At 68.0% G+C, this 13,950-nt stretch carries 12 protein-coding genes; 4 read left to right on the forward strand and 8 right to left on the reverse strand.

Annotated elements, in window-relative coordinates:
- Positions 1-206: 206 nt before the first annotated feature.
- Complete coding sequence (locus ACWF4Z_RS32635) at positions 207-1,292, reverse strand: LacI family DNA-binding transcriptional regulator (RefSeq protein ID WP_452247036.1); 1,086 nt, start codon at positions 1,290-1,292, stop codon at positions 207-209.
- Between the two features lie 86 nt (positions 1,293-1,378).
- Here ACWF4Z_RS32635 and ACWF4Z_RS32640 point away from each other — a divergent pair, with 86 nt between their 5' ends.
- Positions 1,379-2,992 carry an acyltransferase gene (locus tag ACWF4Z_RS32640; protein ID WP_452247037.1) on the forward strand — a complete coding sequence of 538 codons (1,614 nt, stop codon included), beginning with the start codon at positions 1,379-1,381 and terminating at the stop codon, positions 2,990-2,992.
- Here ACWF4Z_RS32640 and ACWF4Z_RS32645 read toward each other — a convergent pair.
- From ACWF4Z_RS32645 to ACWF4Z_RS32665, 5 genes are read right to left on the reverse strand one after another with little or no spacing between them, the layout of a single operon-like run.
- Positions 2,989-4,086 carry a helix-turn-helix transcriptional regulator gene (locus tag ACWF4Z_RS32645; protein ID WP_452247038.1) on the reverse strand — a complete coding sequence of 366 codons (1,098 nt, stop codon included), beginning with the start codon at positions 4,084-4,086 and terminating at the stop codon, positions 2,989-2,991. The two genes, ACWF4Z_RS32640 and ACWF4Z_RS32645, sit on opposite strands and share 4 nt — an antisense overlap.
- Positions 4,083-5,171, reverse strand: coding sequence for a helix-turn-helix transcriptional regulator (locus tag ACWF4Z_RS32650; protein ID WP_452247039.1), 1,089 nt, complete (start codon positions 5,169-5,171; stop codon positions 4,083-4,085). Before ACWF4Z_RS32650 ends, ACWF4Z_RS32645 begins: the two co-directional genes overlap by 4 nt.
- Positions 5,168-6,268, reverse strand: a complete 1,101-nt coding sequence (locus tag ACWF4Z_RS32655) for a helix-turn-helix transcriptional regulator (protein WP_452247040.1) — start codon at positions 6,266-6,268, stop codon at positions 5,168-5,170. The genes ACWF4Z_RS32650 and ACWF4Z_RS32655 overlap by 4 nt, the downstream gene beginning before the upstream one ends.
- Positions 6,265-7,383, reverse strand: coding sequence for a response regulator transcription factor (locus ACWF4Z_RS32660; RefSeq protein ID WP_452247041.1), 1,119 nt, complete (start codon positions 7,381-7,383; stop codon positions 6,265-6,267). Before ACWF4Z_RS32660 ends, ACWF4Z_RS32655 begins: the two co-directional genes overlap by 4 nt.
- Complete coding sequence (locus ACWF4Z_RS32665) at positions 7,380-8,495, reverse strand: helix-turn-helix transcriptional regulator (protein ID WP_452247042.1); 1,116 nt, start codon at positions 8,493-8,495, stop codon at positions 7,380-7,382. Before ACWF4Z_RS32665 ends, ACWF4Z_RS32660 begins: the two co-directional genes overlap by 4 nt.
- Before the next feature lie 219 nt (positions 8,496-8,714).
- Here ACWF4Z_RS32665 and ACWF4Z_RS32670 point away from each other — a divergent pair, with 219 nt between their 5' ends.
- Both ACWF4Z_RS32670 and ACWF4Z_RS32675 read left to right on the forward strand, forming a co-directional pair.
- Positions 8,715-10,052: an FAD-binding oxidoreductase gene (locus ACWF4Z_RS32670; protein WP_452247043.1), complete on the forward strand. Its 1,338-nt coding sequence runs from the start codon at positions 8,715-8,717 to the stop codon at positions 10,050-10,052.
- A gap of 132 nt (positions 10,053-10,184) precedes the next feature.
- Positions 10,185-11,294, forward strand: a complete 1,110-nt coding sequence (locus ACWF4Z_RS32675; protein ID WP_452247044.1) for a hypothetical protein — start codon at positions 10,185-10,187, stop codon at positions 11,292-11,294.
- On the opposite strand, the gene ACWF4Z_RS32680 is transcribed toward ACWF4Z_RS32675, so the two are convergent.
- Positions 11,224-12,507 carry an MFS transporter gene (locus ACWF4Z_RS32680; protein ID WP_452247045.1) on the reverse strand — a complete coding sequence of 428 codons (1,284 nt, stop codon included), beginning with the start codon at positions 12,505-12,507 and terminating at the stop codon, positions 11,224-11,226. The genes ACWF4Z_RS32675 and ACWF4Z_RS32680 overlap by 71 nt on opposite strands.
- A gap of 135 nt (positions 12,508-12,642) precedes the next feature.
- Positions 12,643-13,269: an ArsR/SmtB family transcription factor gene (locus tag ACWF4Z_RS32685; protein ID WP_452247046.1), complete on the reverse strand. Its 627-nt coding sequence runs from the start codon at positions 13,267-13,269 to the stop codon at positions 12,643-12,645.
- A 261-nt stretch (positions 13,270-13,530) separates the two neighbouring features.
- Here ACWF4Z_RS32685 and ACWF4Z_RS32690 point away from each other — a divergent pair, with 261 nt between their 5' ends.
- Positions 13,531-13,914 (forward strand): hypothetical protein, encoded by a 384-nt coding sequence (locus tag ACWF4Z_RS32690; protein WP_452247047.1) that lies wholly within the window; start codon positions 13,531-13,533, stop codon positions 13,912-13,914.
- The last annotated feature ends 36 nt before the right edge of the window (positions 13,915-13,950 follow it).

A 13,950-nucleotide genomic window follows, 5' to 3' on the forward strand; every position in this document is an offset into this window, starting at 1 on the left:
GCACGATCACGCAGCCCGGAGACCGCGCCACCACAGTCGCCTCGCGCAAAACCACACGAGCGGCAATCCACGACCTGCGCGCCCGCCGAAGGCGGCAAACGGACCAGCGCCGCGAAGCGGTGACCAAGCGACCCACACATCCGACACAAGAGCCGGATATCCCCTCGTGTTGGCCGGGGTCGGGGTGGGTGTTCGCGGGGGTGGGGTCAGGTGCGGGCGGGGCCGGAGGACTCGCGGGCGCGGAGTTCGCCCTCGGGGGCCTCTTCGTGCAGCTCGGTCTGGCCGGCGGCGATCCGCAGGAGCAGGTCGGCGGCAGCCCGGCCGCGTTCCATCGTCTTCTGGTCGACCGCGGTGATCCCGGGTCCGGCGAGCTCGCACAGCGGCGAGTCGTCCCAGGCGAGAATCGAGACGCCGCCGGGCACCGGCGTACCGAGCTCCATCGCGACCCGGAGTGCGGCCACCGCCATCAGGTCGTTGCCGAGGATGATCGCGGTCGGCGGGTTCGGCCCGGTCAGCAATCGGCGGGTCAGCTCGGCGCCGTCGTCGTACCGGTAGCTGCCCTCGACGTGGCGCACTGTGATGCCGAGCTGCGCCGCGCGCTCCTTGAGCATCCGCTCCCGCAGTTGCTCGTGCAGGAACGTGAACGGCCCGCTGACGTGCGCGATCTCGCGATGACCGAGCGAGGCCAGGTGATCGAGCAGCAGGGTGACGGTCTCCTCGGGCGAGCTGACCAGGCGTCCGACCCCGTCACCCGGATCGTTCGAGCTGACCACGACGCACGGTACGCCGAGCTCCTTCAGTAGCGGGATCCGTGGGTCGTTGCTGTGTTCGTCGAACAGGATGAACCCGTCGACCCGGCCTTGCCGCGACCACCGGCGCAGTACTTCGAGGTCCTCGCCGTGCTCGCCCGTCAGCCGGAGCAGCAGCGACGAGTCGACCTCGTTCAGGTACTGCTCGATGCCGACCAGCGTGCGCATGTAGAACGCCTCGGTCGAGATCAGCGCGGGGTCGCGGGCGACCACGATGCCGATCGTCTGGGTCCGGCTGGCCGACAGTGCCACGGCGGCCGAGTTCGGGTGGAATCCCAGCTCCTCGGCGAGGTCGAGCACGCGCCGGCGGGTCTCTTCGCTGACGCCTGCGCGGCCGTTCAGCGCATACGAGACAGAGGCCTTCGAGATCTGCAGGCGGCGCGCGAGGTCGCTGATCGTGACGCGGTGATTCCGGCGGCCGCCAGTGCTCGCCGTACCGTCGTCGGCGCCCTCACCGTCCGCCAGGGACCCGGTAGTCGTCATCGTTGCCTGCCTCCCCGCACAGACGGGAGATTAGCAGCGGCTCTCCCGGGCTAGCGGGACCCAGCACTTCGGGATAGCGTTTTCCCATGACCTCTGCTGAGCCGTTGCGGCTGGATTTCCTGCCCTGGGAGTACGCGCGAAAGGCGTCCGACGAGGAGCGTGAGCGGCAGACCGAACGGCAGGCGCGGCTCGACGGATCGGTCGAGCTCGCGGCCGACGTGTACGTCGCGGAGTCGGCAGCGGTGTACTGCGACGAGCTTCGGCTGGGGGAGCGCTCGTACATCGCGGCGCACGCCTACGTCACCGGCCAGATCGTGCTGGGATCGGACTCGACCATCAATCCCTTCACCACCGTCCGCGGTCGGGTCACGATCGGCGACGGTGTCCGGATCGGCGCTCATACCTCGATCCTCGCCTTCAATCACGGCACCGAGCCGGGCCGTCCGATCTTCCAGCAACCCCACACGGCCGTCGGCATCACTATCGCCGACGATGTCTGGATCGGGTCGAACGTCACCATCCTGGACGGCGTGACGATCGGGCCGCACTCGATCATCGGTGCCGGCGCGGTCGTGACGAAGGACGTGCCCGCCAACACCATTGCCGCCGGCAATCCTGCCCGGGTGCTTCGGTCGCGCACGTCTTCCAGTTCGGGAGCCGACAAGCTGACGGCCTTCGCGGCCAAGGCTCGCGACCAGGTGGACGACGTACTCGCGCGTTCCTGGGACGGTGAGCGAGTCGTCGACCGGCCTGGTCTCGACCACGAGCCAGCTATCCGCCCCTGGTGTGACGCCATCGAGATCGCCGACCTGCTGGTTCGTCGTACGCCGGACGGTCACACTCGCGACGACCTGGTCCGTCGACTCCGCGCTCGCCAGGATCCGTCCACCGGACTGGTATCACCCGGGGACCTCTCCGATGCGGGCCTTGATCAACCATCGGACGCCGAACTCGCTGTGCTGGAAGGGCCCGCGAGCTATCACGTCCTCTGTGTCGGCTACGCACTCCAGGTCCTGGACAGCACCTTCGAATACCCGATCCGCACCGACTTCACCCTGGATCAACTCGACAACTTGCCCTGGGCAAGAAGATCGTGGTCGGCCGGTGCCGCCATCGACGCACTCGGTACGGCGATCGCCCGAAACCTCCACGATCACAAACAGTCCGGCCCGCTGGAACCCCTGCTGGGATGGCTGCTGACCCGGGCCGACCCGACCTCAGGCGCGTGGGGACACACGCATCCCGACGACGGTTGGCTGCAAGTGGTGAACGGCTTCTACCGCCTCACTCGCGGCACGTACTCCCAGTTCGGCCTCCCGCTGCCGTACCCCGAACAAGCCGTTGCCACAGTACTTGCCCACAGCAACGACCGACGGATGTTCATCGGCGACAACTACAACGCCTGCAACGTCCTCGACGTGATCCATCCGCTCTGGCTCGCGCGCAAGCAGACCACCTACGGTCAGCAGGAGGGGAAGCGCTGGGCCGAGGACCAGCTCAGTCGGATCCTCGACCGTTGGGTCGACGGCGCCGGTTTCGCGTTCGCCCCGGACGGTACCGACGACCGCGCGATCCCTGGCCTGCAAGGGACCGAGATGTGGCTGGCCGTCATCTGGTTGCTCTCGGACTACCTCGGCCGCGCCGACGCCCTGGGGTATCGTCCCCGCGGCGTCCACCGGCCCGAACCCTTGATCAGTTAGACGAACCATCCGCGCGAACCGATGTCCTCGCCGAGGTGGCCGATGTAGTGCTCGAAGAAGATCCGGGAGGAGAGCTCGCGCCGACTCGATACGCCCAGCTTGTCGAAGATCGCCTTCAGATGGTCTTGCACCGTGTACGGCGAGACGTGCAGCCGCTGGGCGATCTCGTTCGTACTCGAGCCGCCGAAAACTCCCTGGACGACATCGCGCTCACGTTCGGTCAGCCCGTGGGCGGCGACGACCAGCGGAATCACCTGCGCCGGTCCGGCCGGTTCGATCGTGACGGCGACGTCGCTGGTCAGGCCGTCCCGGCCGCGGACCGGTGCGGCCCGCAGCACGATCCATTCGCCGCTGGCCAGGCGGCGTCGCCCTTCCGGGACCGGCGCCGCGAAGGGCAGGCCGCGAGCGGCGGCGATCACGCCTTCCACCTCTACCGGGAGCCGTGACCACAACTCGCCACCCAGCTCGGCGATCCGCTGCTCTGCGGCCTCGGTCGCGGAGACTACCCGGTTCGCGGCGTCCAGTATCAGCACTGCACTGCCGGCGCTGGCCACTCGCCGGCCGACGTCGCCGGCGATCAGTCCACGCCGGAGTCCGCGGGCAAGCACCGGCTCTAGCCGCCGCATGAAATCCGCCTCGGCCGGCGAGAACCCGGTCCGGCCGGTTGTCCGGTAGAGCGTGTACACGCCCCACATCCGGTTGCTAGCCCGGACCGATGAGCGCATCTCGTGCGGGAGGTCGATCTTGGTCAGGTACTCCCGGTAGCGCCGACTCTGATCCGGCTTCCCACCGGTCGCCTCGTCAAGGATGCTGACAGCAATGTCCTTGCGGGCCAGGTCCATGTAGTGGTTGTAGTCGGGGACGCCGTACTCGTACTCGACGAACTCCGCGGTGTCGATGTGATCCAGGTTGAGCAGCACGGCCCCGGTGAGCAGGCTGGTCGAGGGGTCCGCCGTACCGATGCAGATCGAGTCGAACGGGATCGCCTTCTCCAGTAGCTCGGCGACTGCCCGGCTGAAGTCGTCCCAGCTCAGGCCTGCGTCGGCTGCGGCTTCCAGCCCGGCACGTGCCGACTCCGCGTGGTAGGTCTTCATGGTCGGAACCATCCGCTCGCGTCGAGGTCCTGGCCGAGCCGCCCGGCGTAGTGCTCGAAGAAGATCCGGGACGACAGCTCGCGTCGGCTGGTGACGCCGACCTTGTCGAAGATTGCCTTGAGGTGGTCCTGCACGGTGTACGGCGACAACTGCAGCCGCTGCGCGATTTCGTTCGTACTAGCGCCACCCAACACCTGCTGTACGACGGAACGCTCCCGTTCGGTCAGTCCGTACGCAGCCACGATCAACGGGATGATCGCCGCCGCTCCAGCAGTCTCGATGGTGACGGCGATGTCTGACGTGAGCCCGTCCGGCCCTCGAACCGGTGCGGCGTGCACGGTGAGCCACTGACCTGACCTCGTCCTTAAGCGCAATTGCGGGAGCTCGTTGGCGCCGCGGGCCGCAGCCACCACAATCGCGACCGAAACGGGCAGTCTGGACCACAGCTCGCCACCGAGGTCGGTGATCCGCTCCTCGGCCGCGGGGGTCGCCGAGATGATCTGGTCGGCGGTATTCACGATCACAACGGCCGCACCGGATCCTTCGTGCGTCACAGCTACGTCGGACGCGATCAGACCGCGTCGCATGCCACGGGTGAGGACTGGCTCGAGCCGGTGCATGAACTCGGCCTCCGCCGGTGAGAAGCCGATGCGTCCGGTCTCCCGGTAGAGCGTGTAGAAACCCCACATCCGCAGGTCGGATCGCATCGTGCCGCGCATCTCGTGCCGCAGGCCGCTCTTGAGCAGCTCCTGGTGTCGCATGCTGAGCTCCGGGTGCCCGTTGGTCACCTCGTCGAGGATGCTCACCCCGACGTCCCGCCGGGCCAGCTCGGCGAACCGGTTGATGTCCGGCATCCCGTACTCGTGCTGGACGAAGGCGATCTCGTCCGCATCGTGCATCCCGATCTTCACCCGCCCGGTCAGCAGACTGGTCGCCGGATCCGCCGGCCCGAGACAGATCCCGTCGTTCGGAATCGCCTTCCCCAACAGCTCGATCACAGCCAGCCCGAAGTCCTCCCACGACAACCCGGCCCCAGCCGCAGCCTCAAGGCCCGCCCGCGCAGACTCCGCGTGATACGTCTTCACTGCTCGAACCAGCCGGAGGCGTCGACGCCGCCGCCGACGCGTCCGGCGTACTGGTCGAAGAAGATCCGGGACGACAGCTCGCGTCGGCTGGTGACGCCGACCTTGTCGAAGATTGCCTTGAGGTGGTCCTGCACGGTGTACGGCGACAACTGCAGCCGCTGCGCGATGTCATTCGTACTAGCGCCGCCCAACACCTGCTGTACGACGGAACGCTCCCGCTCGGTCAGTCCGTAGGCGGCGACGATCAAGGGGATCACCCCGCCCGGTGCGGCCGCTTCGATCGTCACGGCAACGTCGCCGGTGAGGCCGTCCTGACCGCGAACCTGTGCTGCTTTCAGCATGATCCATTCACCGCTGGGCAGACGGGTTCGTCCTTCCGGGACCGGTGCCGCGACGGGCAGGCCGCGAGCGGCGGCGGCCACGACCTCCACTCCCGCCGGCAGCCGTGACCACAAGTCCCCGCCCAGCTCCGCGATCCGCTGCTCGGCTGCCTCGGTCGCGGAGACCACGCGGTTCGCGGCGTCCAGGATCAGCACTGCGCTGCCCGCGCCGGCCAGTCGCCGGCCGACGTCGCCGGCGATCAGTCCGCGCCGCAGACCACGGGCCAGCACCGGCTCGAGCCGCCGCATGAAGTCTGCTTCGGCCGGCGAGAACCCAGTCCTTCCTAGGGTCCGGTAGAGCGTGCAGACGCCCCACATCTGGCTACCGGTCCGCACTGCGGAACGCATCTCGTGGTTGAGATCGGCTTTGGTCAGGTAGTCCCGGTAGCGCGTGCTCTGGTCCGGCTTCCCGCCTGTTGCTTCGGCAAGGATGCTGACGGCAACGTCTTTGCGGGCCAGGTCCATGTAGTGGTTGTAGTCGGGGACGCTGTACTCGTATTCGACGAACTGCGCGGTGTCGAGTAGCTCCAGGTCGAGCAGGACCGCGCCTGTGAGCAGGTTGGTCGTGGGGTCCGCCGTACCGATGCAGATCGAGTCGAAGGGGATCGCTCGCTCGAGCAGCTCGGCGACTACGCGGCTGAAGTCGTCCCAGCGCAGGCCCGCGTCTGCTGCGGCTTCCAGCCCGGCGCTGGCCGACTCCGCGTGGTAGGTCTTCATTGCTCGAACCAGCCGGAGGCGCTGACGTCGCCGCCGAGACGTCCGGCGTACTGGGCAAAGAAGATCCGGGACGTCAGCTCGCGTCGGCTGGTGACGCCGACCTTGTCGAAGATCGCCTTGAGGTGGTCCTGCACGGTGTACGCCGACAGGTGCAGGCCAGCTGCGATCTCTCGCGTACTGGCGCCTTCCAGGACCAGCTGTACGACGTCACGCTCCCGCTCGGTCAGCCCGTAGGCGGCGACGATCAAGGGGATCACTCCGCCCGGTGCGGCCGCTTCGATCGTCACCGCGACGTGGCCGGTGAACCCGTCCCGATTCCGGATCGGTGCCGCATGCAACGACAGCCAATCACCGGACCGGGTCCGGATCTGGGTGGCCGGCACGAAGCCGGGAGCACTCCGGCCGCTGATGATGGCGCGGGCTGCGACGGCCTGGCCGGCGACGGCCAGCGGGACGTGTGTCCACAGGTCCCCGTCCAGCTCGGCCAACCGGTGTTCAGCCGACGGGGTGGCCGACACCACTTGGTCGGCCTCGTCGAACACGATGACCGCCGCGCCGGGGTTGTCCGGCCGCATGGCCCGGTTCACACTCGCTGCGATCAGGCCCCGACGCAGGCCCGCCGACAGCAGCGGCTCGACCCGGTGCATGAAGTCGGATTCGGCCGGGGAGAAACCGCTGCGGCGCTGGTCTCGGAACAAGGCCCAGGCGCCCCACATCCGGCTGCCCCCGCGGACGGCGCCGCGCAACTCGTGCGCCACCCCCTGCTCCGCCAAGATCTCCCGTTGCCGTGTGCTGCGGGCCGGATCGCCACCGGTAGCCTCCGCGAGGTTGCCGATCGCGATCGACTGCCTGGCCAGATCCCTGAACTGGTTGAAGTCCGGTACGCCGTACTCCAGCTGAGCGAACCTCTGGTCCCTCTCCTCGTTCATGTCCAGGAGCACCCGCCCGGTGACCAGACCGGTCGCCGGGTCGGTGATGCCCATGCAGATCGCGTCGTACGGGATGGCCCGCTCCAGCAATTCGACTGCGGCGGTCGAGAAGTCCTGCCAGGTCAGTCCGGCGTCAGACGCCGATTGCAGCCCCGCGCGCGCGGACTCCGCGTGGTAGGTCTTCACTGGTCGAACCAGCCGGCGGCGTTGAGGTCGTCGGTGTCGATGCGTCCGGCGTACTGGGTGAAGAAGATGCGTGCGGTCAGCTCGCGTCGACTCGAGACCCCGACCTTGTCGAAGACAGCCTTCAGGTGGTCCTGGACCGTATACGGCGACAGGTGCAGTGCGGCCGCGATCTCCCGCGTACTAGCGCCTTCGAGAACCTGCTGTACGACGTCCCGCTCGCGCTCGGTCAGACCGTACGCGGACACGACCAGGGGGATGACTCCGGCCGCACCGGCAGTGTCGATGGTCAGTGCGATGTGGCCGGTGCAGCCGTCGCGGTCGCGGATCGGTCCGGCGTGCAGAGACAGCCATTCGCCCGTCCGGCTCCGGGCTCGGGCCTGCGGTACGAAGCTGCCCGTGCCCGCGACCGTGGCGCGCGCGGCCAGCACCAGCCCTTCCACTGCCAGTGGCAGGTCGGACCAGAGCTCACCACCCAGCTCGATGACCCGCTGTTCGGCTGTGGGCGTCGCGGACACGACCTCGCCGTTCGCGTCGAAGACCACGACCGCAGCGCCGGTCGTTGCTGATTGCAAGCTCTTGTCCAGGCTCGCGGCGATCAGACCCCGCCGCAGACCGAGGCTGAGGGTCTGCTCGACCCGATGCATGAACGCCGCCTCGGCCGGTGAGAATCCGGTCCGGCCGTGGCATCGGTACAGGGCGTAGCCGCCCCACATTCGGCCGCCGCTGCGGACCACTCCGCGCAGTTCGTGCCCGAGTCCTTGCTGACCGAGCCACGCTCGTTGCCGGGGGCTCCGATCCGGGTCACCGCCCGTCGCCTCGGCGAGAATCCCCACCCCGACCGGCTGTTTGGCCAGGTCCGCGAACAGGTTGTAGTCCGGCGCGCCGTACTCGAGCTGCAGGAACTCCTGCTGGTCAGCGGGCCGGCGATCCAGGCCGGCTGATCCGGTCATCATGCCGGTGGCCGGATCCGCGATGCCGACGCAGAGCGCGTCGTACGGAATCGCCCGTTCCAGAAGCTCGACGGCGGCCATGGAGAAGTCCTGCCACGACAGTCCGGCGTCCGCGCAGGCTTCGAGCCCTGCGCGCGCGGACTCCGCGTGGTAGGTCTTCACACAGTCAGTGTGCCTCCGCATAGGTGCCCAAGGCATCCCAGAAATCTGGGAGTGGAAGTCCCCCGCCTGCTGGGATACCCGAATCTGCCCGATCGGGTCACCGTTGTGGTCATGACGACACCAATGAATCCTTCCGTGATCGCCGGCGCCTACCGTGGGATGTGATCACCCAGAAACCTGGGATACCGCTCCGGGGATCCCGCACCGATCGTGATTCGCATGATGGATGAACTCCGTGAGGTACTGACCGGACGCCTGCTGACCCCGGACCACGAGGACTGGGAGCAGGTCCGCCGGCCGTGGAACCTGTCTGTCGACCAGCAGCCGCTGGCGGTGGTCGAGGCGGCCGGCCCGAGTGACGTCGAACACACGATCGCGTACGCCGGCGCGCACGAGCTGAAGGTCGCGGCTCAGGCCGGCGGACACGGCGCGACCCGTGCGCTCGACGCAACGATCGTCGTCCGTACCGACGCGATGGATGATGTGTGGGTCGATTCGCACGCCCGAATCGCCCGGGTGGGGGCAGGGGTTCGGTGGGGGACTCTGCAGATTGCTCTGGACGGCACGGGCCTGACCGGGCTGCCGGGATCAACCGGGGACATCTCTGTGGTCGGCTTCTGCACCAGTGGTGGCTTCTCCTGGTTCAGCCGTCCCTATGGCAGCGGGGCCGGCAGTCTGCGCGCGGCCGAGATCGTCGACGGGGCTGGGGTTCGCCGCTGGATCGACGACTCCAGCGACCCGGAGTTGATGTGGGCGCTCCGCGGTGGTGGCGGGAACTTCGGTGTGGTCACCTCGGTCGAGGTGGATCTGCATCCTGCTCCCGCGATCACCGGTGGCCGGCTGATGTACGGAATCGAGGAGGCCGGTGCGGTACTCGCGGCGTACGCGAAAGCGACGGGGGATGCGCCGGATCACGTGACGCTGTGGGCCTATCTGGTGCATTACCCGCATTCACCCGCGCTGCCGCATCAGGTCCGGGGCAAGTCCTTCTGCATGGTCGATGCGATCACGCCGTACGAGCCGGAAGCGCTGGAGGGTGTGCTTTCGTCCCTCCGCGCCGCGGGTACGCCGGTCGTCGACACGATCGGACCGATGCAGCCCGGTGGCGTCGGGGAGGGGAACGTGACGCCGCCCCCGGCACAGGCGCAAGCACTGATCACCAGCACGTTCGACGAGTTCACGCCAGAGGTGATCGACACGCTGCTCGAGTACGCCAGTCAGCCGTCGCTGATCACCCAGGTTCAGGTGCGGCATCTGCGGGCCAGTGAACAGACCGGTCATCCGGGTGTCGCCGCGACCGATCCGGCCGCGCAGTACATGGTGCTGGCCGCTTCGGTCCTACCGGTGCCGGAGCTGCAGCATTCGGCCGAGTTGGCGCTGACGGCGTTCAAGGACGCACTGTCGCAGTGGCACGCGGGCGACATGCCGCCCACCGGTCTATCGGCCTGGGGCACTCTGCAGGACAGCATTGCTGAGGTGGACCTGGCCCGGCTGCGGGAGATCAAGCACCGAGTCGACCCCCTCGGCACGTTGGTGAGCAACTTCCCCCTACCCTGACGGTGTGGACCCCCGCACGCGCCGACTGGTGACTTCGCTCGTTCTGGCGGCCCTGGTCGTCATCGTGGTTGTCGCCGCTCTGGTCCGCTGACCTGAGGCCGGTGCGCGTTCGGGGGACTAGGGTTTGGCCGCATGAGTTCCAGTGGGCGGTCGTCGTACCTGATGCGGGCGGGTCTGGTCCGTAACGTGCGGTCGGGGGAGCACCTCACCACCTTCGTGGTGTCCGGTGTGGCGACCGTGCTGATCACCCGGCTGTTCCTCAGCCTGAGTGGGTACCCGCAGATCGGTGGCAAGGGGCTTCACATCGCCCACGTGCTGCCGGGTGGCCTGCTGATGCTGATCGCGATCTCACTGCTGCTCGGGTACGTCGGTCCGGTCGTCCGGCCCACGGCTGCGACGGTCGGAGGGATCGGGTTCGGGCTGTTCATCGACGAGGTCGGCAAGTTCGTCACGTCGGACAACAACTACTTCTACAAGCCCACTGCAGCGATCGTGTACGTCGTTTTCGTCCTGATCGTGCTGGGATTCCGGTTCCTGTCCACCCGGCGGCCGATCGACCAGCGGGAGGAGCTGGCCAACGTCATCGACCACGCGGTCGAAGGAGTCGCGGGCGGACTGTCGCACCGGCGCCGGGCGCAGGCCGTCGAGCTGTTGCGGGCGGTAGGTCCGGGGGTCCAGGGCCGGCGCGAGACCGAGCAACTGCTGGCGGCCTGCCCGGACGACGAGGTGGAGTTGGCCGCTCCGGTCGACTCGGCCTGGCAGGCGCTGCAGCGGGGGTTCGAACGGCTGGCCACCCACCCGAAGGCGGCGACGGTGGCCGTCGTCGTTCTCTCCGTACAGGTGCTCGCCGAGCTCGTCATCGGGGCAGTGGTGGGCAAGGGCCTCAATCATCTGCCGGTGCTGGGCGTGACGGTCGGGAGCTTGCTATCGGCAACGTTCACGGTGCGGGGCGCGCTGGCGCTGCGGAAGGGCAACCGGGCCCGGGCGGTCCGGCTCTTCGAGTTGGCGGTGCTGGTGTCGCTGCTGATGACGCAGGTGTTCCAGTTCGCCAACGCCCAGTTCGCGGCGGCGTTCGGGATGTTGCTGGACCTGGTCATGCTCGGCCTGCTGCGAGCCGAGCGCGACCGGATGCGGCGTGAGCTGGAGAACGCCCGGAAGACCGCTGTGGACCCTAAGCTCCTGGGACTGCCACCGGATCCGACGCAGCCTCCGTTTCCGGTGGATCCGTCGGAGCCGGCGTAGCGTTCCAGTTCTCGTGGCGGCCGATCAGCACCGGCGACATGGTGGCGACGAGCTTGACCGCGCCGGCCACGAGCAAAGCCGGTGCGAGACCGATTCCGGCGATGGCTGCGCCCGCCGCGATGCCACCGAGGGGTACGCCGACCCAGGCGACCGCCTCGGCCAGTGAGCTGACCCGGCCGAGCATCTCCCGCGGAATCCGCTCGATGAACAGCGCACCGAGCACGGGGTTGATGAATCCGGCTCCGATGCCGCCGACGGCGTACACGGCCACGACTGCCCACAAGGGCGCGCCCACCGCCAGCACGATGAAGCGAGGCGCACCGCAGATCAGAAAGGCGAGGGTGAAGGTCAGCTTGCGCGGTAGACGGTCACCGACCGCGGACGCAACCAGCGCGAAGAGCGTGGCGGTCACACCGAACGCCGTGAGGATCAGACTGGTGTGTCCAGGACCGTAGCCGTGCTCCCTGATCCAGACCGGCAGGAAGACGGCAGCGACCGCTGTGTCGAGCAGGTTGGTCACGGCGACCATCACGACCAGCGGCATCATCAGCTTGTCCTTGCGCAGGAACCGCCAGCCTTCCAGCAGACGATGGCTGTAGGGCTCCTCGGGGGCACCTGTCTCCGCCAGTTGGGGCTTGGGGATCCAACGGGCGATGAGTACGGCGCAGACCGCGAACGTAGCGGCATCGATCCAGAGCGCGTTGACCGTGCCGAACAGGGTGATGAGTCCGCCGGCCATCGCGTAGGCGAAGAAGCTGGCCAGGCGTTCCGTCGTACTCTCCAGGCCGGTCACCCGCTCCAGTGGAACCCTCGCGGCCCGTGCGATGTCGGGGACGAGGGTCGCCTTGGCCGAGTCGCCCGGGCCGCGGAGTGCGCCGGCGACGGCGACCAGCGCCAGCAGGGTCGGGAAGTGCAGGAGGTGCAGCATGTGCAGGAGAGGTACGAGGGCAACCACGCCGGTACTCGCGGTGTCGGCCAGCACACTGATCCGGCGGGCACCGACCCGGTCGATCCAGGGACCGCCGAACGCCTTCACCAGCACGAGGGGCGTCATCTCGGCCAGCGCCACCAGGCCGGTCTTCACCGGCGATCCGGTCGTGACCAGCACGAACCACGGGATCGCGATCGCGCTGATCCGGGTCCCGCAGATCGACACCACGTTCGCCACCAGGAACGCCACCAACGGCGCCCTGTGCTGCTGCTCGGTCTCCATATGCCCCACCTCTTGTGTCTGTTCAGGCTCACTTGTCGGTCCGGTTGGCTTGTCAGGTCCGGTTGGCTTGTCAGCTCCGGCGCGGTTGTCAGGTCCGGCGCATTTGTCAGGCCCGGCTCAGTTGTCGGTTCGGGCTCAGTTGTCGGTTCGGGTCGTGCGGGTCTCGCGCGGGAAGGCCTGGATCTGCACTGACACCTGCTCGGCGCCCTCGGGCAGCGGAGCGGTCAGATCCGGCGTCTTGTACTTCTCCATGACCGCCAGGACCTCGCGCATCATGGCCTCCATCTCCTCCGGCCGCAGGTGGAAGATGAAGTCCGCCAGGACGCTCGGTTCCTTCCACTCCGGCGGCAGTGTCTGCATCGAGTCGATGAAGCTGAAGATGTTCTCGGCGTAGGTCTGGCCGATGCCGTGCAAGAACCCCAGCGCCAGCTCAGGCTCCTGATCCAGCAACTCGACGGCGTCGAACTCCGTCCCCTGGTGCGCGGCCTTCCACCACCGGTCGCGCGCGTTGCCCCGGCTCTCGTCCTCCTGGACCAGACCGGCGTCGGCGAGCTGCCGCAGGTGGTAGCTGGTCGCGCCGGTATTCACGTTGAGCCGTCCGGCCAGCGTGGTGGCGGTCTGCGGGCCGTAGACCCGCAGGAGCCCGACGATCCGGTTCCGCATCGGGTGTGCGAGTGCTTTGACCAGGTGCCGATCCAGTCGGACCGTTCGGCCCGGGATCAGCGGCGTACTGATGACCTCGGGCTCGTTCTTCTCGCTCATGGGTCTGATCGTAGAACTGCAGAGACTGTTTGCAAAGACCTTTTGCAAACAAATTGTGCGATCTGTTGTCCACAGGCTGCGAATCGGTCCCGGGATCGGGGGCGAATCGCGGCATCTTCTCCGGTGAGACAAGAACCGGGCGCGCCCGCGAGCCGCCGGTTCTCGCCCTGCCGGTCCAGGCAACTGCCGGACCAGACCAACGCCGATCCAGATCAATGCCGATCCAGACCAACGCCGGCTGCCGCGAGGCGGTTCGGCACGATGAGGGAGAAACCCACCGTGATGCGAGTGATGCTCGAGGACGCCGACTACTGCGACGTTCCCGCCGACCTGATGACGTTCGACGACGGGGCGGTGGTGTTCTGGCGTGACGGGGAGGAGGTCGGCCGGCACCGCCAGGCCCGGATCCGGTCACTGGAGCTGCTGGACCCACGCTCGATGACCCGCAAGATCAAAGCCGCCCGCCGCAACCACCCGAACGCGTTCCGGCCCTGGACCCCCGAGGACGAGCAGACCCTGATCGAGATGTTCCGCAAGGAGGCCACCAAGGACGAGCTCGTCGCCGCCCTCGGCCGCCAGGAGGGCGGGATCGCCACCCGTTTGCGAGGTCTCGGCCTCCTCCAGGACGAGGAGAAACTGCAGTGAGCCCGCCGCCCGGCACGGTCTGTCGACGAGACCACT

The organism is Kribbella sp. NPDC055071 (assembly GCF_053608045.1).